This is a genomic window from Deltaproteobacteria bacterium, assembly GCA_029858205.1.
GTDB lineage: Bacteria > Desulfobacterota > GWC2-55-46 > GWC2-55-46 > DRQE01 > JAOUFM01.
The window spans coordinates 82,944-104,734 of record JAOUFM010000006.1 but is presented as its reverse complement, the minus strand read 5'-3'; the positions used below and the strand labels follow the sequence as shown (position 1 = coordinate 104,734).

The following is a 21,791-nucleotide window of genomic DNA, read 5'->3' as shown; positions in this document are numbered from 1 at the left end:
TTTTCCAAGAATGCCTTTGGTCCGGGCATGTATAACAAGTTTATATCCATGATGAGCGAAACCGAGACTTACACCAAGGTCTTTATTGCCAATGCATGGCCCGAGCAGGTGAATTTTTACAACAGCAAGATGCAGGGGCAGGCAGTAAGCGAGGTCGAGAGATATCGTAAAATCGCCCTTGAAAAAGGCATGACCGGCAACTTCGGGGTCGACGCCAACGACTGGTTCTCTGCCATGACGGGAAAGATAAATCTTTTAAGAGAGGTTGACGTCAAACTTTCAACCGATCTTGATAAAATGACCGCGGACAAGGCCTCGTCTGCGCGTGCCGCCCTTATAGTAGCCGTTATAATAACGCTTGCGGCGCTTGTTGTGACCATAGTTCTTGTTTATCTTATAACGAAGAGCATCACCGGCGCAGTCGGCTTCCTGCATAAGTCCATGGAAGAGCTCGCAAGCGGCGAGGGAGACTTAACAAAGAGGCTCGCGGTGCAGGGCTCGGACGAGATAGCAGAGACCTCAAAGGCCTTTAACCGTTTTCTGGAGGGGCTGCATTCCATCATAAAGGATGTCAACTCCAACGCCATTCAGCTCTCGAGCGCTGCAGAGCAGATATCGAGCGCAACAGAACAGCTCGCAAGCGGCGCCGACAACCAGCATAAGCAGGCTTCCGAGACCGCAAGCGCCATGGAAGAGATGGCAAGTTCCGTGCACCTTGTGTTCGAGAACTCGAAGAAGTCTCTTGACTCCTCGGATAGAACCAGCCGTGAGGCAGAGGACGGCGGCAGGGTAGTCAGGCAGACCATGAACGGCATGAGCAAGATCGAGGAGACCGTTCAGCAGTCGGCGTACAAGGTAAAAGAACTCGGCGTAAGGTCGAGGGAAATCGGCAAGATAGTGAACGTCATAAACGAAATCGCCGCGCAGACGAACCTCCTGGCACTTAACGCAGCAATCGAGGCCGCAAGGGCAGGCGAGCACGGAAGAGGGTTCGAGGTCGTTGCAGAGGAAATCAGAAAGCTCGCCGAGCAGAGCGCGCAGAGCACTGTGCAGATAACCAACATCATCGAGGAAATACAAAAAGAGACCAACATGGCAGCTGATTCCATGGGCAGCGTTACGCGCGAGGTTGAGGAAGGCACAAAGCTCTCGAACCAGACCGGCGATGCCCTTCAGAAGATAATCGGCTCCATAAAGGAGACCTCGACGCTTATAAAGGACATGAGCGAGGCCTCCAAGCAGCAGGCAACGGTGAGTGATCAGGTGGCAAAGGCCGTTGAGAACATAAGCAGCATTACAAAGGAAAGCGCCTCTGCTTCCGAGGAAATAGCCAACACAGCTCAGGAGCTTGCGAAACTTGCAGACGGCATGAGAAGGCTTGTTGGAAGGTTTAAGATGTAAACCGTATTCGGCGGCCCATCCGCCGGGAATGAAGAGGGGGTATGAAGCTAAGGCTTGGTACCAAGATATTTGGCGGGTTTATCATAGTGCTCATCCTGCTTTTGCTTGTAGGTGTGGTGAGCTGGATAAGTCTTGGAAGGGTTACTGACAGCGCGGAACTTATCAAGTTCTCGGGACGCTATGACGACGCGGTGATGAACACGCGCATATCGGCCAGAAGGCAGCAAAACGCCTTTACCGATTATTCGCTTACCGGAAGCGCTGAGAGCGCGGCAGAGATAAAGAATCTCAAAGCGGATTTTGCGTCATGGGTGGATAAGCTTAAGTCCATGGCAGGGAGCGATGAGGAGAGAAATAGCATAGCGAACGCAGTGGCAAAGTACGATGCCATGGTCGCTGCCGGCGATAAAATGAGCAAGGCGTACGCCTCGGGCAACAGGGCAGAGGGCGACAGGCTGATGAGCGCCTTCGATAACTCAACCGATAGTCTTGCCGATGCGCTAAGGACCCTCGAGGATGCTGTCGAGGCCGTCGGGGATAAGAACCTTGATGCGGCGGGAAAGACCGCAAGAAACGCTAATATCATAATCGCCCTTGTGACGCTTAGTTCCATAGGTATTGGGCTGATCCTCGCAAGCGTTATTACAAAGGCCATAACAGGGCCTGTGCAGAATCTCGTGAAGGCGAGCGAGAAGATGGCCTCAGGCGACATGACGATGAAGGTGGATATCAGGACATCGGATGAGATCGGAGACATGGGGAATTCCTTCAATGCCATGTCAAAGAAACTTGGCGAGATGTTAAAGCGCATAAAGGACGACGCAACGAGCCTTGCCTCCGCAACCGAGGAAATATCTGCCTCCACCGAAGAGCTCGCAAACGGCGCGGAAAGGCAGCACCGCCAGGCCTCCGAAACAGCAACGGCCATGGAGGAAATGGCAAGTTCGGTGCAGCAGGTATTTGACAACGCTTCCAAGTCGCTTAAGTCCTCGAAGCTTGCAACCGAGCTTGCGGAAAAGGGCGGCCTTGTTGTTCAGGACACGATGGCAGGGATGAGCAAAATCGAGGACACTGTGCAAGGGTCTTCCGAGAAGGTGGGGCAGCTTGGGGATAAATCCCAGGAAATCGGCAAGATAGTGAACGTGATAAGCGAGATAGCGGCGCAGACGAACCTTCTTGCGCTAAACGCGGCAATCGAGGCCGCAAGGGCCGGAGAGCACGGCAGGGGGTTCGAGGTCGTTGCAGAGGAAATCAGAAAGCTCGCGGAGCAAAGTGCTAAGAGCACTGTGCAGATAACGGCTATAATAGATGAAATAAGAAACGAGACCTTTGCAGCTACAGAGGCCATGGGCCGCGTTACAAAGGACGTTGAGGCAGGGACTACACTTACGAACCAGACAGGGGACGCGCTCCAGAGCATAATCGAGTCTGTGAGGGAAACAGAGCTCTTCACCAAAGACATGAGCGAGGCAGCAAGGCAGCAGGCTCAGGTTAGCGACAAGGTCGCAGGAGCGGTCGAGACCATAAGCTCCATTACAAAGGAAAGCGCTGCTGCGTCCGAGCAGATTGCCAACACGGCGCATGAGCTCGCGAGGCTCTCGGATAATCTAAAGAGGCTCGTAGACCAGTTTAAGATATAGCTTTTTTAACCTTTAAGGAGGTTTTATGAAAATTCAGGTGGCGCAAAAGGAAAGGGCATCGGCCGTTATAAAGAAGTTCGTCACCCTCGGCCTTGGAAAAGAAAAGTACGGCATCGAGGTCAGCCGTGCTAAAGAGATAATCGCAAGATACGACATCGTGCCTCTTCCGAAAACTCCCGAGTTCATCGAGGGCATGATATCGCTAAGGGGAGAGATAATCCCGGTTGTTGACTTAAGAAAGCGGTTTTCTCTTACATCCAAGGGACGCGATGCCGATACAAGGATAATAGTAATCGAACTCCATGATTTTACGATAGGCATACAGGTGGACAAGGTGTTCGAGGTATTGAAGCTCTCCGAGGACGACATAGAGCCGCCGCCCCCGCTTGTCTCGGGATTAAAGACCGAGTACATAGAGGGAGTAGCCGAGGTAAAGAACGTCCTTATAACGATACTCAACCTCGATGAAATATTCTCCACAACCGAGAAGCTCGTGCTTGGCGCCATAGAGGGCGAAGGGCAGGAGGATGAAGAAGAGGAAGAAGAGGCAAGGCCCGTGAAAACGGCCAAGGCCGCTTCGCCGGAAGCCGAAGAGGAAAAAGAAGAAGGCCCGGCAGAGATACAGACCAGGAGCGCTGTAGTAAATGGCGAGGGAATGATAGAAGTGCGCGGCAAGACGTATTTTGTTGGAAAGAAGTTCAAGGGCCAGGAGGTGACTCTTAAAGAGGACGGCGGCAAGCTCCTTGTCATATCCGGGACCTCGCTCTTTAAAGAGTTCGACGTATAGTGGCCAAGGTCATAGCCATAGGCAACCAGAAGGGCGGGTGCGGCAAGACCACTACGTCCGTTAACCTTTCCGCCGCCCTTACGATACTTGGTAAGCGGGTGCTCTTAATCGACATGGACCCGCAGGGCAATTCCTCCGTAACTTTCGGAGTGAACATAGAAGACCTGCCCGTGTCCATATCGGATATCCTGCTTGACGATGCCCTGGATTTCAAGTACGCGATATTCAAGAGAGGGAACCTGCATCTTTCTCCTTCGAACCCGACGCTTAATTACGCCGAGGACAGGCTTCGCGACATGACCGGGCGGGTCGAGAGGCTAAGGCGAAAGATAGACACGGTTCGCGCTGATTACGATTATGTCATTATAGACTGTCCTCCGAATATAGGGCTTCTTACAACCAACGCCCTTGTTGCGAGCGACTGGATAATCGTGCCGGTCGATACGGGCTTTTATTCGCTGATAGGGATACGGCAGTTTCTTGCAAGGATAGAGGACGTGCGCGAGATCAACTCATCGCTTAAGCTGATGGGCATACTCGTGACGAGATTTAGTGACAGAAACGTGCTCTCGGTAGACGTGCTAAAGACCGTGAGAAAGTCGTTCCCTGATTCGGTCTTCAAGACGGTCATAAGAAACGACGTGAAGCTTGCGGAGTCACCTGGGCACCTTAAAAGCATATTCGAGCACAGCTTAAGGGGCAGGGGTTCCGAGGATTATTTAAATCTTGCCGAGGAGGTAATGGCATGCGCAAAAAGAAGAGCGGGCTAAGCAGCGCGGCCAAGAAAATGGACCTTGCCAAGGCCATGAGGTCGAGACTGTCGGATACCCTCATACCGCCGCCAATGCCGTCGGCCGTGCCGATAGCGTCGCCGTCGGTTATGCCGTCGCCGGTTACCTCGGCTATTGCCGCAGCCGTGCCGGGCAGGGCCTCCAGGTACTCGCCAAAGACCATTGCCGAGAGGGTATGGGGCAATCTGATGGCATCGGGGGCAGAGTCGGACTTCGAGGTGAAGTTCACGCTGGCCGACGGGCGCGAGTTTTCGATTAGCGGCGACAGGGAAGGTTTTGCGAGTGTGCGAGAGTTAGAGCCCTTCGACGTCCCGGGCGAGGAAATACTCGAGAAATACCACGGCAGCGTTTCGAAGGTGGAACTCTCGAGCGATGAAAAGAACATAACCTTCGGCGCTTTCGCAGATTTTGTCGAGTGGCTCGAACTGGATTAATTGTAGCAGACAAACAAGCGGCGAAGCCAGATTTTAAAGAACGCCGACAACAGGCGATTATTCAGCCATGAGAAAGATTATTGTAGTAGACGACGATAAGTACATGCGTAAGCTCCTCGCTACCATTTTGCAGACCGAGGGCTATGACGTAATGACCGTTGATAACGGCGCCGATGCCGTAAGGCAGATTGCCCTGGACCCGCCAGCGCTTCTTATTCTCGATTACATGATGCCAGGCACAACCGGGGTCGACGTGATGCGCGAGGTCAAGCGCAATCACCCTGATGTCGACATCATAGTCGTTACCGGGCACGGAAATGAAAAGCTCGCCGTCGAGATAATGAAGCTTGGCGCCTCCGACTACCTGCAAAAGCCGTTTAGGAAGAAGGAGCTTCTTGATTCCGTCCACCGCGTTCTCGGCGCGCGCGTTGAGTACGATAAGCAGATACAGGGCGCGAAGCTTCTCATAGTCGACGACGACAAGGCCCTTACGAACTTCATGAAGAGCGCTCTTTCCGGCATCGGCTCAATCGAGGCCGTGAACGATCCGAATGCCGCGCTGGCGCTACTAAATAACTGCTCCTACGACGTCATGATATGCGACATCTATATGCCCTATATGGACGGCATAGAGCTTCTCAAAAGAAGCAAGGTCGTTCAGCCAACGCTCGACGTCATGGTCATAACCTCTTCCGACGAGATGCAGAAGGTAAGGGACGCGGTCAAGAGCGGGGCCTCGGATTATATAAAGAAGCCTTTTACGCAGGAAGTGCTAAGAGAGGCTGTCGGGGATATTCTGCTTAGCAGACAAAAGCGCGTTTTCGATAGCCTTAAGAAGAACTTCCTCTTTCAGGAACTTAAGGAGGCCGAGCGGGCCGAGTTTTTGAGGGAAATAGTCGAGGCGCTGATTATGGCCCTCGAAGCAAGGGACCCGTACACAAAAGGCCATTCCGAGCGCGTAACGGAATATTCCATGATAATAGGCGTTGAGATGGGGCTTACGAAGGACTTGCTCACTACAATCCGCCATTCGGCGCGTCTTCACGATTTAGGCAAGATAGGCACCGAGGACCATCACTTATACAAGATGGGCGCGCTTACGAGCGACGAAAAAAACCAGGTCGCCAGGCACCCGGAACTCGGCTCCGTCATACTTAAGTCCATACGGCTTCTTGAGGATTATATCCCGGGAGTGAGGCACCATCACGAGCGTTATGACGGCAAAGGGTATCCCGACGGGTTAAGGGGCGAGGAGATACCGCTTATAGCAAGGATAATATCGGTTGCCGACGCATTCGACGCGATGCTTTCTTCGCGGCCTTACAGAAAGGCGATGAAGATAGATGACGCGGTCGACCAGCTTCAGAAGTTCAAGGGCGTGCAGTTCGACCCGGTGGTGGTTGACGCGCTTTTGAACGCCATAGGGAGCGATGCCGTGCGCGCGATAATAGAAAAGGCGGCGGCGCACGCCTAGGACATCATGATTAATCTACGGAACTTTAAAATAGGCGAGCAGATGGTCTTTATTATCATGCTCGCGTTCCTGGTCGGGTTTTCCGCCATTTACATAGTCTATCGCATCCATTACATGGAGGCCACGCGGACAACGCTGCTCGCTCATGTCGAAGACACGAAGAAAGAGTTCGAGCATCATCAGCACGAGGTGTTCGACTCGCTTATGGTAGCGCTCGATATCCTCGAGCACGATAAGCGCACCATCGAGTTGTTCAAGGCTCGCGACAGAGCAGGGCTTCATGCGTACCTGAACTCCGGCTTTACGGACATTAAGGGGCGTTATGGGATATCTCTTTTTTATTTCATAGAGCCCGATGGTCGCGTGTTTTTGCGCGTCCATAATAAGGAATTGCACGGCGATAAGGCGCATGGCGCGTTTTTCGATGAGGTGATGCGTACCGGCAAGGCCGCAGCTGGGTTTTCGCTTGGCAGGTCGGGGTACGCGTACCGCGTTGCCAAGCCGCTTAAAGCGGGCGATAAGGTCATAGGCTATATCGAGCTTGGCCACGATATCGTAAGGCTTGTAAAGCACCTTAACATACCCGAGTACAGCGCCGTTGGCGTGACTGTTTCCAAGGAGATGATAAACAAGGATTATTGGGCAACGGGGTATAAGCCGAACCTCGGGGGCTACGAATGGAGCACCCTTGACCATTATGCCGTTGTTTCGACGCAGCTTCGCAGCGAAGGAAGCGTTGAGGAAGACTCGGTATTAAAGGAGTGCTTCAAGGAAACGAACATCGACGTCTTTTCCAAGAAACCTGCGTTCGAATACCTCAAGGACGGCGATGAGGGGCAAAAGTATTATTGCTACGGCTTCCCGATAGTGAATGTTGCGACCGGCGCAAACGAGGGAACTTTCGTAGGCGTAAGCGATATGAAGAAGAAGCTCGCGCTTACTGCCGGGCTCGCCAAGACGCTGCTCTATGCCATGTTATTCCCGGTCATGGTGTCCATACTGCTCGTATGGCTGCTGATAAAAGTGTCCATATCGACACCTATAGAAAGGCTCTTTAGCGCTGCCAAGAGCTTTGCAGCCGGGGATTTCTCAACCCGAATACCTGTCAAAGGCAATGACGAGATGGCAGAGCTTGCCGTGGAAATGAACGATATGGCAAGTCAGATAGCCATTTATAAGACCAATATGGAGCTTTTGGTAGACATGCGCACAGAGGAGCTCAGGACCGCGAACCAGGAGACACTGGAAGCGAGCGCGATGCTCAAGGAGGCGTACGATAAGCTCGAGAAGCATCAGGGCGAGCTTGAAGAGGCGTTTAGAGAGCTCGAGAAGGTTAACGCCGAACTTAAGGGGCTCGAGAGACTCAAGAGCGATTTCCTCCAGACCATATCGCACGAGCTTAGAAGCCCGCTTACTCCCATCCTCGGCTACCTCGAGATAATGAGGGACGGCGATGTCGGCGAGTTTAGCGAGGTGCAAAAGGACGTTATAAACGAGATGTTCATGTGCGGCCGTAACTTGCAGCTTGTTCTTGACGAGCTTCTCGAGGCCGCGTCAATACAGGCAGGAAGGATATTCTTGAACGTCCAGCACGTTGACATGAAGAACGTTCTTGGCGATGTGATAAGCGATATAATGAAGTACGCAAACGAGAACCAGATAGTAGTCGAAAAAGACCTCGGGGCGGCGCCGCTTTACGTCGACGGAGATCCGAAGCGGCTCTACGAGATAGTGACGCATCTTCTAAGAAACGCGGTGAAGTTTAGCCGCAAGGGCGGCAAGGTCACAGTAAAGGCAAGTGCCGGCGCTACCGGTATCGAGATGATGATAAAGGACGAGGGTATCGGCATAAGCCCCGAAAGGCTTACGAAGATATTCGACGCCTTCTATCAGATAGATTCCTCTTCCGCGAGGTTCTACGAGGGTGTTGGGCTGGGGCTTTTCCTCGTGCGTAAGCTCCTTGATCTTCATAACGGCAGGATAAGGGTTGAGAGTGTAGAGACAAAGGGCACGACTTTCTATGTGTTCATACCATATAAAATTTCGAATTAAGGCGTAGAGGGAGCAGACGGCAGTGGCTAATGCAAAGGAAGTGCTGGAGACGGCGATAGAGATGGAGAGGAAGGTAGCCAGCATATACAGGGTCTTTCATAATAAGTTCGTAGGTGATGAGAAGCACGAGCAGTTGTGGCGCACGCTTGCAGGCGAGGAGGACGCGCATGCAGCATTCCTTCGTAACGAGCTTTCTATGCTCGAAAGGGTCCCGGGTGCTTTCGCAGGGACTTCGGTGAAGCTTGACGAATTAAAGGCCGCCAACGCCGTGCTCGACGGACATCTCGCATACGCTGAAAAGGGCGGGTATTCGGGTGCCGACGCGCTTTGCCTGGCTGCCAAGATAGAGCATACGCTTGTAGAAGCAGCGTATACGAGACTTATCAAGGTGACGTCCCCGGTGCTTGCCCGTATTTTCGAGGATTTGACAAAAGATGACCATAAACAGAAATTAATGGAAGCCATAAAGGCCGCGGGTGTGGAATGCAAATAAAGGTGCTTATAGTAGACGATTCGAATTTCATGAGGAAGGCGTTAAGCAAGCTTATCGCCTCCGATCCCATGTGCAATGTCGTTGGCATGGCCTCTAACGGCGAGGAGTGCCTTAAAAAACTGAAGGACCTCTCTCCAGACGTCGTGACGCTCGATGTCGAGATGGAGGGCATGGACGGGCTTACAACACTTAAGAAGATAATGGACGACTTTCCGACGCCCGTTATCATGTTCTCAGCGCATACGAAAAAGGGCGCGGAGGTAACGCTTAAGTCCTTGCAGGAGGGCGCCGTTGATTTCATGGAGAAGCCTTCGGGCTCCATATCCATGGACCTTGGCGCCGTAAGGGACGAGCTTATAGGCAAGCTCAAGATAGCGGCAAAGGTAAAGCCCAAGCGCAGGACCGCTGCCTCGGCTCCGGCGACCGCTGCGGAGAAGGGCTCGGTTCGCGATACGCTTCGGCTAGTGGACGTTAAAAACAGTATCGTTGCCATAGGCTCTTCAACAGGCGGCGTACAGGCCCTTCATAACATAATACCCAAGCTATCCATGTCGCTTCCGGTGCCTGTGCTCGTTGTTCAGCACATGCCGCCGCTCTTTACCAAATCCCTTGCCGAGAGCCTGGATTCAGACAGCATGGTGACTGTCAAGGAAGCGGAGGAAGGCGACGTGCTAAAGCCGGCGCACGTCTACATAGCTCCGGGCGGTCTTCACATGACAGTGAGAAAGGCAAAGGACGAAGTCTGCATACACCTGGATAAGCATCCTGAGAACGAGCTTCTAAGGCCAAGTGTGGACGTGATGTTTCGCTCCGTTGCTTCCGTGTACGGGAAAAATACACTTGCGATAGTGCTAACCGGCATGGGCAACGACGGCACGTCCGGGATGAAGGAACTCAAGGCAAAGGGCGCGCTCTCGATTGCGCAGTCCGAGGCAACGTGCGTTGTCTACGGTATGCCGAAGTTCATCGTTGACCAGGGGATGGCCGATATCGTGCTGCCTATAAACATGGTAGCCGACCAGATAGAGAGCGCTGTAAAGGCCAGAGGCCAGGGAGTATAGAGCGCAGAGGTACGCCTGACGTAAAAAGGGCCGGTCTAAAGACCGGCCCTTTGATTTTAGAGAAAGTTGGTTGGGGGACTAGGATTCGAACCTAGATATACGGAGTCAGAGTCCGTAGTCCTGCCGTTAGACGATCCCCCAGTATCTGCTATGCGTGCTTAAGCGCAGCTATATTTATTAACATTTTCCGCTGGTTAGGTCAAGTTAATTTTATTGACACGGCCAAAGCTTGTGATATATAATAACAATTTACGGTTTGCCCGTTATGAAGATAAAGGTCGAGGACATAAACGCAGAGGGGCTCGTCCTGGACGAAACGTTCGAGCCGTCGAGGTTTACTGCCGTGCTCGAGGGAACGGACGTGGAGCTTCAAGTTCCGCTGAAGGCAACACTTGAGTTAAGGCGCATGGGGCCGCTTATTGAGGTTAACGGCTCAATTGAAACCACAGGGGCCGCGGCCTTGTGCTCGAGATGTCTAAAGAAGTATTCCTTTGACGTAAAGGCCGTCTTTCGTAGCCGTCTCATACATGGCAGCGATGGCGGGGCAAGGGAAAAGGAACTTACGGGAGACGACCTGGAGGTTTCGTACTTCGAGGGTGAGGAGATAGAGACCTTCGACGTTATCGCCGAGCAGCTTTCCCTCGAGCTTCCGGTAAAGCCGCTTTGCGTGGCCGCTTGCAAGGGGCTTTGTCCTTACTGCGGCGCTGATTTGAACGCGAAGGAATGCGATTGTTTGAAAAAAGAGAAGACGGACCCGAGGCTCGAGAAGCTTAAAGGGTTCAAGGTAAAATAACTATAATCCGAAAGGTAGAATACACATGCCAAATCCAAAGAAACGCCATTCCAGGTCCAAGAGGGGAAGAAGGAGAAGCCACGACGCTCTGACAGCCCCCGCCACCAACCTCTGTCCGCAGTGCGGCGAGCCAAGAAGGCCGCATCACGTGTGCATGAAGTGCGGCTCATATAAGGGAAGGACGGCGCTAAAGGTTGAGGAGAGCGTATAAGGGGCTTCCTCCTTACGCGCGCTTTCGAACCGTTTAAACGCTGCTTACATTTGCCTATATGAAGATTGCCGTTGATGCCATGGGCGGGGATTACGGGCCAGAGCCTATCGTAGCCGGAGCTGTACAGGCCGCGCGCGAAGGGGTTGGCATAATACTCGCCGGTGATACCGATTCAGTTAACCGCGAACTCTCGAATCACGACACATCGGGCCTCGATATAACTGTCAGGCACTCGACCGAAGTAATCGGTATGGAGGAGAGCCCTGTCCAGGCCGTGAGAAAGAAAAAGAACTCTTCGCTTCGCGTGTGTTTCGACGCAGTGAAGGAAGGCGCTGCCTCTGCCGTAGTAAGTGCCGGTAATAGCGGCGCCGCAATGGCCGCTGCAATGTTCCTTATGAAGAGGGTCGAGGGGGTCGAGCGGCCTGCCATAGCCGTTTGCATGCCGACTATGAAGAACCCGGCTGTAGTGCTCGATGCAGGCGGAAACGTGGACTGTAAGCCCATACACATGGTGCACTTCGCCATCATGGGCGATGTCTACGCCAAGTACGTGCTTAACGAAACCAAGCCCAGAATAGGGCTTCTCTCCAACGGCTCGGAGGAGGGTAAGGGTAACGACCTCACGAGGGCAACGCACGAGCTTCTAAAAAAGACCTCGTTAAATTACATCGGCTACGTCGAAGGTAAGGATATCTACAAGGGCGATATCGACGTGGTCGTGACCGACGGTTTTGTAGGTAACGTCGTTTTGAAGCTCAGTGAAGGGCTTGTCGAGGCCGTTGTCTCGATGCTTAAGAAGGAAATCATGTCGAGCTTCATAGCCAAGATAGGCTACGTGCTTGCCAAAGGCGCTTTCAAGAAATTAAAAAAGAAGATAGATTACGCCGAGTACGGCGGCGCTCCGCTTCTTGGCATAGACGGCGTATGCTTCATAAGCCACGGCGCATCGAATGCAAAGGCCATAAAGAACGCCATCCTCAAGGCAAGGGAGTTCGTCGACGGCAAAGTAAACGAGCACCTTACCGAAGAGATAGAGGAAAACAAGGATCTCGTAGTTGCCGGCGAAGAGGCGGCCGTATAAAGCCTGCCTGCCGTATCGTTTGGGGTAGCGAAGCGATGTTCGCGCACTTTATCTCTGAATTGGTTCGATGACAAAACTTATCGGTAAAATATCGGGGTGCGGCTCGAGCGTGCCGAAGCTGGTCGTTACGAACGACGACCTTAAGAAGGTCGTTGACACCAATCACGAGTGGATAAGCACGAGAACAGGCATAAGTGAACGCCGAATAGCCACAACCGAGAGCGCAGAAGACCTTGCCTTCAAGGCCGCCAAGGACGCGCTCGATGCCTCTTCTCTTTCACCTTCCGACATAGACCTGATAGTTGTAGGCACTGTTACCCCTGACATGGCTTTTCCGTCGACTGCGTGTCTTGTGCAGACGCGCCTTGGAGTTCCCTCCGGCGTGCCTGCCTTTGACGTATCTGCCGCGTGCTCCGGATTTCTTTATGCTCTTGATATTGCCGATAAGTACATCAAGTCGGGCTCTGTAAAGCACGCGCTTGTCATAGGCGTAGACCTCTTCTCGAGGCTCCTTGACTGGTCGGACAGGTCAACGTGCGTTCTTTTTGGCGACGGCGCAGGGGCAGTTGTGCTTAGCTCGTCTAAAGGCAGCAGCGGCCTTCTTTCGTCTTACATACACTCCGACGGCAGGCACTGGGAAATGCTCTACGCGCCAATGGGCGAAGCAGGGAAGGTGCCGTTCGTAAAGGAGGCGCATAAGCACCGCGCTCACCCCAAACACTGCGTAAAGATGAACGGCAACGAGGTCTTTAAGCTTGCTGTGCGAACCATGGGCAAGGCCATACAGGAGGCCCTTGACGGCGCTGGGCTAAAGCCCGAGGACGTGAGCCTATTAATACCGCATCAGGCCAATATCAGGATTATATCGGCGATGCAGGACAGGTTAAAGCTCCCTGACGAGAAGGTATTCTCCAACATAGACAAATACGGCAATACATCCGCAGGCTCCATACCTCTGGCGCTTGCCGAGGCAGTTACTTCGGGCAGGGTAAAGAAGGGCGATATTGTGCTCTTTGTTGCCTTTGGCGGAGGGTTGACGTGGGCCTCTGCCGCAGTGCGCTGGTAGGTAATATTTGATATTAAGAAAGGACTGTAACTAGTGAAAAAGACGGCATTTATTTTTCCTGGACAGGGGTCACAGTGCGTTGGAATGGGCAGGCTGGCATTAGAGGCTTTGCCAGAGGCAGCCGCAGTGTTTACAGAGGCAAACGAGGCCCTGGGTTTTGATATAAAAAAGATATGCTTTGATGGGCCATTAGACGAACTTAATAAGACCGAGATAACCCAGCCCGCGCTCCTTACATCCTCCATAGCCGCCTTAAAGGTCTTAAAGGCCGGTATTCCCGGGCTTACCCCTGCGTTTGTCGCAGGACACAGCCTTGGCGAATACACTGCCATAGTTGCAGCAAACGGTTTGGACTTTAAGAGTGCGGTAAAGCTCGTTAACCTTCGCGGCAAGTTCATGCAGGAGGCAGTGCCTCCGGGTACAGGAAAGATGGCAGCAGTACTCGGGCTCGATACCGATAAGATAGACGCTGCGTGTAAAGAGGCCTCAAAGCCCGGAGAAGAGGTCGTTGCGGCGAACCTTAACAGCCCCGGACAAATAGTAATATCCGGGCACGGCGAGGCTGTTACAAGGGCCTCAGAGCTTCTAAAGACAGCAGGCGCTAAGAAAATCATACCGCTTGCAGTGAGCGTGCCGTCGCATTCGCCTCTGATGGCAAAGGCAGCCGAAAGGCTTATCTCTGAGATGAAGGGGCTTGGCTTTAAGTCCCTTAACCCTCCGCTTGTTACAAACGTCGAGGCTGTACCTACTATAGATTCGGCAAAGATACGCGAGCTTCTCGCTCTTCAGCTAACGAGCCCGGTGCGCTGGATAGAGATAATCGAGAGGCTAAGAAAAGAAGGTGTAGAAGCTGTAATCGAGATAGGCTCCGGCAAGGTTTTAACAGGGCTTGTTAAGCGAATAGACAAGGACATGACAGCGCTTAACTTCGAGGGCCCGGGCGATATCGAGACCATAAAGACCGCGCTTGCATGACAGGCGCTTTGGGTGTAGCATTAATTTCGACAAGGAGGCGTTGCCATGATATTGAAAGATAAGGTCGCTCTTATAACAGGGGGCGCAAGGGGCATAGGCAGAGAGATAGCTCTAAAATTCGCAAAAGAAGGTGCGAACCTGTTTATCGTAGACGTGAACGAGGAAGAGAGCGCGAAGACCGTAGCCGATATAAAGGCCCTTGGCCAAAAGGCCGCCTCGATGAAGGTCAATGTCGTAAGCCCGGCAGAGACCGAGGCAATGGTGGATGAAGCGGTAAAGGAGCTTGGCGGCCTTCACATACTCGTAAACAACGCCGGCATCACCAGAGATAAGCTCATCATGCGCATGAGCGAAGAGGACTGGGACGCCGTGCTGGATGTCAATTTGAAGGGCTCGTTTAACTGCATAAAGAGCGCGGTGAAGGTCATGAGCAAGGCAAAGTACGGTAGAATTGTCAACATCGCATCGATTGTAGGGCTTATGGGCAATGCCGGGCAGGCCAATTACTCTGCCAGCAAGGCCGGGCTCATAGGGCTTACGAAGACCGTTGCAAGGGAGTATGCATCAAGAGGGATTACCTGCAATGCCGTTGCCCCGGGCTTCATCGACACAGCAATGACGCAGGCCATGCCAGAGAAGGCAAGGGAAGCGCTTATAAGCCAGATACCTCTTTCAAGGCTCGGTACTTCCGACGACGTGGCAAGCGGCGTGCTCTTTCTCTCATCCGACGCTGCAAGCTATGTTACGGGTAACGTCCTCAGTATAAACGGCGGGCTCTACATGTAGGATGAACGCCGCGCGAGCGCGGCGTTTGTTTTTACGCATCTTTTTGCATCAATTCGGCGGGACGCATTATGGCAACAGGACAAAGCGGCATGGTCAGCGTGGTCATTCCGACCTTTAACAGGGCTCTACTCCTGAAGGAGGCCGTAGTAAGCGTACTTGCCCAGACCTACGTAAACCTCGAAGTCATCATCGTAGACGACGGCTCGACAGACAATACCGGCGAGGTTGTTACTGCGCTCGGTGATTCGCGCATACGTTATATAAAAAAGCCAAACGGCGGCGTATCGAGCGCAAGGAACCGCGGAATAGAAGAGGCAACAGGTGAGTTCATTGCCTTTCTCGATTCCGACGACATGTGGAGGCCGACGAAGGTCGAAAAGCAGATTGGCGCGCTTTGTGATAACCCGGCCTTCGACGTCTGCTGCACGGGGTTTGACATCATCGGAAATGACGGACGCGTGTTCGATACATTGGTGCCTAAATTACCGGCCGACGGGCGCGTGCTGGATGCGCTGCTTGGCGGAAGAACAGGGTTTGTTCCTGTGCAATCGCTTCTTGTAAGGAAGGAGTGCCTTCTTTCCCTTCGCTTTGACGCAGAGCTTAAGGTGGCTGAAGACCAGCTCTTTGTATTAAACCTTGCCCTTGACCGCAAGGTCTTTATTATCAGGGAACCGCTTCTGATGTATAGAAGGCACGATGGTGTGAGGCTCTCGTTAACCGATTTCGAGGCAGCGTTGTATTATTCGCAAAAGAGTTTCGAGAAGTTCATGGCGCTAAACAGCGGGCGCGTCGATATGTCGGCAAAAAAGAAGTTCGACTCCGGGCTCTGCTACATAAGGGGCAAGGAGAGGTTTAGGCGCGGAGAGCCGTTTTTTTCGGCATACAAGGAGTTTTTAAAGGCCGCCATCATATGGCCGTTCAACGTAAAGGTCTATGCGTGGCTATTAAATCCGCTAAAAGGGCTTAAACGCATCTTAAGGAGTCGTGCGCTTAGGCAGGCATAGAGGCAAGGGGAGCGGTAACGAAACGCGCCACGGCAATTATTCGACGGGACATATACTACTTTAAATGGGATTTTTCAGGGACATAAACCGTTTTGTCAACGAAAAGAAGCGCGGCATGCTGAGTTCTCTGTTTTTTGGCAAGTCGCGCTGGCAAAGGACGTTTGAGTACCTTTACCGCATTTCGCTAAAGGGCATGAACATCGGCCTTGGGCCGTCCCTTGCCGACAGCGGCGAGGTCGGCGTGATACGTCGGGTTGCCGCGAAAGTTACGGCGCCAGGCGGCGCCGTGCTCTTCGATGTCGGCGCCAACGAAGGCGAGTACTCGAGGCTACTGGTCTCGCATTTTCCTGGTGACAGCAGGATATACGCATTCGAGCCTTCGAAGAGGACCTTTGAGAGGCTTACGGCGGCAGTTAAGGACTTACCGACCGTCACATGCCATAATGCAGGGTTGGGCTCTATTAAAGGCACGCTGACGCTGCATTACAACATAGACGGAAGCGACCAGGCAAGTGTTCACGGTAAAAGAAGCGGACAGGCCGGTGAGGTTAGCGAGACGGTTACAATAACCACCATCGACGCGTTTTGCCGTGATAACGGGATAAAAAAAATAGATTTCATGAAGATAGACGTCGAGGGGCACGAACTCGAGGTGCTAAAGGGCGCTGCCTCCATGCTAGAGGCCAACGCTATTGATTATATACAGTTCGAGTTTGGCAAGCCCAATATCGAATCACGCACGTTCTTCAGGGATTTTTACGACATGCTATCGCCGCGTTATGAGATTTACAGGGTATTGAAGGACGGCGTGAGACGCATAGACAGGTACAGGGAGCTGCACGAGGTGTTCGTTGTGGTCACGAATTTTCTGGCTGTAAGAAAGAACCTGAGTATATAGTCAAGGCGCAGGCCTCAAAGGGCGTTATGTTCGGTTTTTTTAAAAAAGACAAGACAGATGATCTCATAGAGTACACGCGCGACCTCGGCATCGTAAGAGAGAAATTTACGTTGACCGAGCGGCGTTTTTACCACGGCAAGAAGAGATACCATATGCGCGCCCTCGAGTGCCATGCCATGCCCGGCACGGCAGAGGTCGGTATGATGAAGCTTCTAAAGTATATGGAAAAAGGGGGGCTTGGACGCAAGGTGTTGAACCTCGGCGGCGGCGTAGGACAGATGAGCGCGGTGCTTACGCATCTAGGGTTCGACGTGGTTAACTGCGACATAGAGATAAAACAGGACGACGAGCGTAACTTCAACTTCGATTTCAATTCGGAGAAGCAGTTTCCTTACAACGGCGGCGAGTTCGATTTCATATTCTGCCAGGAGGTTGTCGAGCACATAGAGAACCCGTGGAGGCTTTTCAGGATCGCGCACGCGGCGCTAAAGCCCGGAGGGATGCTGCTTGTCACGACGCCGAACATACTTCTTGGCTTTAGCCGCCAAATGTTTGGCAAGAAGGGGTATTTTCAGTGGTTTCAGCCCAAAAACCTTTTTTACCACATAAACCCGATACCGTACTGGGAGATAGAGCTGATAGCCGATAAGACAGGTTTTAACATAGTCGAGATGGGCGGCAACAGCGAGTTCCTGCTCTCAATGCACGGCGGGGCCGATAAGACCGAGGTGCTCGAGTATTGCGAGGGGCTGGTGTTTTTGATGAGGAAAAAGATAGTCTGAGTTTTTGTTCTGTTTTAGCTATATCAGATTGACTTCGGCGCTGTTTGGTGGTATAAAATTTCAATCTGTTTTATCACGTAATTTACAACCAAGCGGGAGGGTATAAATGGCAACGGAAACAAGGGTTAAGAAGATAATAGCCGAGCAGCTAAACGTCTCCGAGGACGAAGTAAAGCCGGGCGCGTCCTTTATGGACGACCTTGGCGCCGATTCCCTCGACATAGTCGAGATGGTCATGGCGCTCGAGGAGGAGTTCTCGGTAGAGATACCCGATGAGGATGTCGAGAAGATAAAGACCGTCGGCGAGGTCGTTTCCTACATCGAGAAGAAGGTAAAGTAGGCCGGTATTTTGCCGGAAGGTTTTGGCGGTTCAAGGCGTGGGACGGAAATCATAATTTCCGTCCCGCGCGATTTTATGGTTTGCCGGATATTTTACTGCCGGCCAAACGCATCTAACAGGATAAAACATACCTATCATTATGAGAAGAGTCGTTGTAACGGGTCTTGGCATAGTAAGCCCGCTTGGCACGGGTGTCGATAAGGCGTGGACAAACGCTCTTAAAGGCACGAGTGCCGTCGATTATATAACAAGGTTCGATATCGCGGATTTTCCGGTAAAGATAGCAGCCGAGGTAAAGGACTTCAATGCCGAGGAGCTTATCGATAAAAAGGAAATCAAGAAGATGGACCTTTTTATCCAGTACGCCTTCCACGCGGCAATAAGGGCTTACGAAGATTCAGGCTATAAGATAACCGAAGAGAACGCGGAGAGGGCAGGCGTTTACATCGGCGCCGGTATCGGCGGCCTTCCGGCCATAGAGCACTGGCACAGTGTACTTAAGGAAAAGGGCCCGTCCAGGGTAACGCCGTTCTTCATCCCCATGGTCATCATAAACCTCGCAAGCGGTCAGGTGTCGATTAAAATCGGCGCAAAGGGGCCTAACTCCTGTGCCGTCACGGCCTGCGCAACGGGAACGCATTCCATAGGCGACGCGTATAAGATTATACAAAGAGGCGATGCCGACATGATGGTTGCCGGAGGCACCGAGGCTACCATTACGCCGCTTTGCGTTGCCGGGTTTAACGCAATGAAGGCGCTCTCCACTCGAAATGATTCGCCGAAGACCGCGAGCCGGCCGTTTGATAAGGACCGCGACGGCTTTGTAGTCGGCGAGGGCGCTGGAGTGCTCGTGCTTGAAGAAATGGAGAGCGCGAAGAAGAGGGGCGCACGCATATACGCAGAGGTAGCCGGGTACGGCATGAACTCGGACGCCTTCCACATGACGACCCCTTCGGAGGGCGGCGTGGGCGCTTCGAAATGCATCGGGCTTGCCTTAAAGGACGCGGGAGTAAATCCCGAAGACATAGATTATATAAATGCGCACGGCACATCCACCTACTATAACGACTTTTACGAGACCATGGCCATTAAACGCGTCTTTGGCGACCACGCAAAGAAACTCGCCATAAGCTCGACAAAGAGCATGACAGGGCATCTTCTTGGCGCTGCAGGCGGCATAGAGGCCGTGTTCACGAGTCTTGCAGTGCATCATTCCAAGATTCCGCCGACCATCAACTACACAACCCCTGACCCGGAGTGCGACCTTGATTACGTGCCAAACGCGGCGCGCGATAAGGAACTTAGGGTAGCGGTCTCCAATTCCTTCGGCTTTGGCGGCACCAACGCAGTGCTTGTCTTTAAGAAGTTCAATGGCTGATATCGGATGATATCAGGAGGCCGTCCTTCCAATGAGTAAAAAAATAGCAATAGCAAGCGACCATGCCGGGCGCGAGATGAAGGAAGAACTGAAAAAGTGCATCGCAGAGCTCGGCTACGAAGGCGTTGACATGGGCACCGACTCGGACGCAAGTGTCGATTACCCGGATTACGCCATGAAGGTCGCCGAGAAGGTCTCCGAGGGCGAGATCGAACGCGGCATACTTGTCTGCGGCACGGGCATAGGCATGAGCATCGCGGCAAATAAGTATAAGAACGTGAGAGCCGCGCTCGCAAGCGACGTGTACACGGCAAAGATGTCGAGAGAGCATAACGACGCCAATATACTTGTAATCGGCGGACGCGTCACGCCAAAGGATACGGCAAGAGAGATGGTGAAGGCGTGGCTGGAGGCGAAGTTCGAAGGCGGCAGGCATCAAAAGAGGCTCGACAAGATAAAAGGGCTTGAGAGCTGATAACAACAAGACCAGGGAGGGTATGAAATGAGGCAAGTGACCGTTGGTGCTTTTGCAGGGAATGCCGTACGCGCGTTGTTGCTGTCTGCCGTTATTTTTGTCCTTGCAGGTTGTGTTGTTACTGTGAGAGACATAGAGCCGTCCCAGAGAAGGTCGCCGTCGTCTGGCGGCGCCACAACCGTAAGAACTTATCCCGTACAGACATATGAAGCGGTATATATGACGGTGGATGCGTGGGGCGCCCCAATGCCATACGTTCCAGTGAGCTTGTTCCTTGTTGAGTCAGGAGCTCCGGGGGGCCAGGGCGCCTGGTATTATACGCTTACAAACGACAGGGGGCTTTGCAGCTTCCAGTTCAGGTCCGGCGATTACGGGGCAATATATGTGAACTACATGGAAACGAACATCCGCTACCCCGACTACTACAGGGAGAATCTCTTTTTCGACATTACTGTCATAGATTTTAAGGTGCCTGCCGCCGGCCCATCAAAAGGCCGTATCGAGTACGAGCATCGCGATAAGAACGCAGGCAAAACGCTAAGCCGTTCCTCTAATAACGACGATGCCACCATCGGTGTCAAGCATTCGGCCCTGGGCCGTGATTTCATAGACCTCTACGAGGACTATGACGAAGGGTCGTATTACAGCGCCAGGACCAACGGCGATAAGTTTCTAAGAAAATATTCGGGCATAGTTCCGCAGGAATATCTCGATGCCGCAATCAATATCACCGACGATGCGGAAAGCAGGACCAAGAAGTTTAAAAATAAGAAGCACGACAGCAGGACCAGGAGCAAAGAGGAAAGAAAGACGCGTATAATTACGCTTCTTAACGCTCCGCTCGCGCCCAAGACTTCCGCAACGCCTTCCGGCGCGGGGCGGGGTTCAGTGGCCGCTCCAGTGGACAACAGAGGAAATGACGCAAACAGGTTCAGAACGCCGTCTGCGGCTACCCCTGCAACTCCGGCAACGCCTGCTGCACCGGCAACCCCAGGGTCGAGGTTTGGTAGTAGAGGCATAGAGCGCGCGCCGTCTGCAGCTACCCCTGCAACTCCGGCAGCTCCGGCTGTACCTGCAACACCAGGGCCGAGGTTTGGCAATAGAGGCATAGAGAGCGCGCCGCCTGCGGCTACACCCGCAACTCCTGCAACGCCTGTTGCACCGGCAACCCCAGGGTCGAGGTTTGGCAATAGAGGCATAGAGAGCGCGCCGCCTGCGGCTACACCCGCAACTCCGGCAACGCCTGTTGCACCTGCAACACCTGGGTCGAGATTTGGTAATAGAGGAATAGAGAGCGCGCCGCCTGCGGCTACACCCGCAACTCCGGCAACTCCTGCTGCACCTGCAGCGCCTGGGTCGAGATTTGGTAATAGAGGCATAGAGAGCGCGCCGCCTGCGGCTACACCCGCAACTCCGGCAACTCCTGCTGCACCTGGGTCGAGGTTTGGTAATAGAGGAATAGAGAGCGCGCCGCCTGCGGCAACACCGGCAACCCCGGCAACTCCTGCTGCACCTGCAGCGCCTGTGGTAGCAACGCCTGCGCCTGTAGCAGTTCCTGCTCCGGCAGCAGCTCCTGCTCCTGTAGTAGAAGCTCCTGCGGCAGCACCTGCGCCTGCGGCAGTTCCTGCAACATCAGGGCCGAGGTTTGGCGCAAGGGGCCGTGTAAGCGCACCTGCAGCACCTGCAGCCGCGGCACCGGCTATTTCCGAAACTCCTGCTGCTTCCGGCGGCGATGAGGAGGGCTCAGGTAAGGAAAAGGACGGGGAGAAAGATAAAGAAAAGGAAGATGATAAGGGCGAGGCCGATAAAAACCCCGCAGAAGAGCCGCAGCAAAAGGGCGGCAAAAGGTTTGGAAGATAGTTTTACGGA

General features: G+C 53.1%; 22 protein-coding genes and 1 tRNA gene. 22 read left to right on the top strand and 1 reads right to left on the bottom strand.

The features are described 5' to 3' along the window. The 9 genes from OEV59_06675 to OEV59_06635 all read left to right on the top strand — a co-directional run. A partial coding sequence (locus OEV59_06675) for a methyl-accepting chemotaxis protein (protein MDH4227420.1) occupies positions 1 to 1,401 on the top strand: 1,401 nt, incomplete at its 5' end. 41 nt (positions 1,402 to 1,442) lie between these two features. Continuing rightward, complete coding sequence (locus tag OEV59_06670; GenBank protein MDH4227419.1) at positions 1,443 to 3,041, top strand: methyl-accepting chemotaxis protein; 1,599 nt, start codon at positions 1,443 to 1,445, stop codon at positions 3,039 to 3,041. 25 nt (positions 3,042 to 3,066) lie between these two features. Then, on the top strand, positions 3,067 to 3,828 hold the full coding sequence (locus OEV59_06665) for a chemotaxis protein CheW (GenBank protein ID MDH4227418.1): 762 nt from the start codon (positions 3,067 to 3,069) through the stop codon (positions 3,826 to 3,828). Next, positions 3,828 to 4,598 (top strand): ParA family protein, encoded by a 771-nt coding sequence (locus OEV59_06660; protein MDH4227417.1) that lies wholly within the window; start codon positions 3,828 to 3,830, stop codon positions 4,596 to 4,598. The genes OEV59_06665 and OEV59_06660 overlap by 1 nt, the downstream gene beginning before the upstream one ends. Continuing rightward, positions 4,574 to 5,053: a hypothetical protein gene (locus OEV59_06655; GenBank protein ID MDH4227416.1), complete on the top strand. Its 480-nt coding sequence runs from the start codon at positions 4,574 to 4,576 to the stop codon at positions 5,051 to 5,053. Before OEV59_06660 ends, OEV59_06655 begins: the two co-directional genes overlap by 25 nt. Positions 5,054 to 5,120: 67 nt before the next feature. After that, on the top strand, positions 5,121 to 6,527 hold the full coding sequence (locus OEV59_06650; GenBank protein ID MDH4227415.1) for a response regulator: 1,407 nt from the start codon (positions 5,121 to 5,123) through the stop codon (positions 6,525 to 6,527). Positions 6,528 to 6,533: 6 nt separating this feature from the next. Beyond that, positions 6,534 to 8,579 (top strand): ATP-binding protein, encoded by a 2,046-nt coding sequence (locus OEV59_06645; protein MDH4227414.1) that lies wholly within the window; start codon positions 6,534 to 6,536, stop codon positions 8,577 to 8,579. Between the two features lie 22 nt (positions 8,580 to 8,601). Continuing rightward, entirely contained in the window at positions 8,602 to 9,072 is a 471-nt protein-coding gene (locus OEV59_06640) for a hypothetical protein (protein MDH4227413.1), read from the top strand. Next, on the top strand, positions 9,063 to 10,133 hold the full coding sequence (locus tag OEV59_06635; protein ID MDH4227412.1) for a chemotaxis response regulator protein-glutamate methylesterase: 1,071 nt from the start codon (positions 9,063 to 9,065) through the stop codon (positions 10,131 to 10,133). Before OEV59_06640 ends, OEV59_06635 begins: the two co-directional genes overlap by 10 nt. 67 nt (positions 10,134 to 10,200) lie before the next feature. On the opposite strand, the gene OEV59_06630 is transcribed toward OEV59_06635, so the two are convergent. Beyond that, positions 10,201 to 10,274 (bottom strand) — tRNA-Gln (locus OEV59_06630). Positions 10,275 to 10,398: 124 nt separating this feature from the next. Here OEV59_06630 and OEV59_06625 point away from each other — a divergent pair. The 13 genes from OEV59_06625 to OEV59_06565 all read left to right on the top strand — a co-directional run bounded on the left by OEV59_06625 (position 10,399) and on the right by OEV59_06565 (position 21,782). Beyond that, positions 10,399 to 10,926 (top strand): DUF177 domain-containing protein, encoded by a 528-nt coding sequence (locus OEV59_06625; protein ID MDH4227411.1) that lies wholly within the window; start codon positions 10,399 to 10,401, stop codon positions 10,924 to 10,926. 25 nt (positions 10,927 to 10,951) lie between these two features. After that, the gene (rpmF, locus tag OEV59_06620; GenBank protein ID MDH4227410.1) at positions 10,952 to 11,137 is read left to right on the top strand and encodes a 50S ribosomal protein L32; all 186 of its coding nucleotides are present in this window, start codon (positions 10,952 to 10,954) and stop codon (positions 11,135 to 11,137) included. A 58-nt stretch (positions 11,138 to 11,195) separates the two neighbouring features. Beyond that, the gene (gene plsX / locus OEV59_06615) at positions 11,196 to 12,218 is read left to right on the top strand and encodes a phosphate acyltransferase PlsX (protein ID MDH4227409.1); all 1,023 of its coding nucleotides are present in this window, start codon (positions 11,196 to 11,198) and stop codon (positions 12,216 to 12,218) included. A gap of 67 nt (positions 12,219 to 12,285) precedes the next feature. Further along, positions 12,286 to 13,284, top strand: coding sequence for a ketoacyl-ACP synthase III (locus tag OEV59_06610; protein ID MDH4227408.1), 999 nt, complete (start codon positions 12,286 to 12,288; stop codon positions 13,282 to 13,284). Between the two features lie 33 nt (positions 13,285 to 13,317). Continuing rightward, positions 13,318 to 14,259 (top strand): ACP S-malonyltransferase, encoded by a 942-nt coding sequence (gene fabD / locus OEV59_06605; GenBank protein ID MDH4227407.1) that lies wholly within the window; start codon positions 13,318 to 13,320, stop codon positions 14,257 to 14,259. Between the two features lie 45 nt (positions 14,260 to 14,304). After that, entirely contained in the window at positions 14,305 to 15,045 is a 741-nt protein-coding gene (gene fabG, locus OEV59_06600) for a 3-oxoacyl-[acyl-carrier-protein] reductase (protein MDH4227406.1), read from the top strand. A 68-nt stretch (positions 15,046 to 15,113) separates the two neighbouring features. Beyond that, positions 15,114 to 16,049 carry a glycosyltransferase gene (locus OEV59_06595; protein MDH4227405.1) on the top strand — a complete coding sequence of 312 codons (936 nt, stop codon included), beginning with the start codon at positions 15,114 to 15,116 and terminating at the stop codon, positions 16,047 to 16,049. A 64-nt stretch (positions 16,050 to 16,113) separates the two neighbouring features. Further along, complete coding sequence (locus OEV59_06590) at positions 16,114 to 16,947, top strand: FkbM family methyltransferase (GenBank protein MDH4227404.1); 834 nt, start codon at positions 16,114 to 16,116, stop codon at positions 16,945 to 16,947. A gap of 26 nt (positions 16,948 to 16,973) precedes the next feature. Continuing rightward, the gene (locus OEV59_06585) at positions 16,974 to 17,729 is read left to right on the top strand and encodes a class I SAM-dependent methyltransferase (protein ID MDH4227403.1); all 756 of its coding nucleotides are present in this window, start codon (positions 16,974 to 16,976) and stop codon (positions 17,727 to 17,729) included. 106 nt (positions 17,730 to 17,835) lie between these two features. Beyond that, positions 17,836 to 18,069, top strand: coding sequence for an acyl carrier protein (acpP, locus tag OEV59_06580; GenBank protein MDH4227402.1), 234 nt, complete (start codon positions 17,836 to 17,838; stop codon positions 18,067 to 18,069). 139 nt (positions 18,070 to 18,208) lie between these two features. Continuing rightward, the gene (fabF, locus tag OEV59_06575) at positions 18,209 to 19,447 is read left to right on the top strand and encodes a beta-ketoacyl-ACP synthase II (protein ID MDH4227401.1); all 1,239 of its coding nucleotides are present in this window, start codon (positions 18,209 to 18,211) and stop codon (positions 19,445 to 19,447) included. Positions 19,448 to 19,478: 31 nt separating this feature from the next. Beyond that, the gene (gene rpiB, locus OEV59_06570) at positions 19,479 to 19,922 is read left to right on the top strand and encodes a ribose 5-phosphate isomerase B (protein MDH4227400.1); all 444 of its coding nucleotides are present in this window, start codon (positions 19,479 to 19,481) and stop codon (positions 19,920 to 19,922) included. Positions 19,923 to 19,949: 27 nt separating this feature from the next. After that, the gene (locus OEV59_06565; protein MDH4227399.1) at positions 19,950 to 21,782 is read left to right on the top strand and encodes a hypothetical protein; all 1,833 of its coding nucleotides are present in this window, start codon (positions 19,950 to 19,952) and stop codon (positions 21,780 to 21,782) included. Positions 21,783 to 21,791 lie beyond the last annotated feature (9 nt).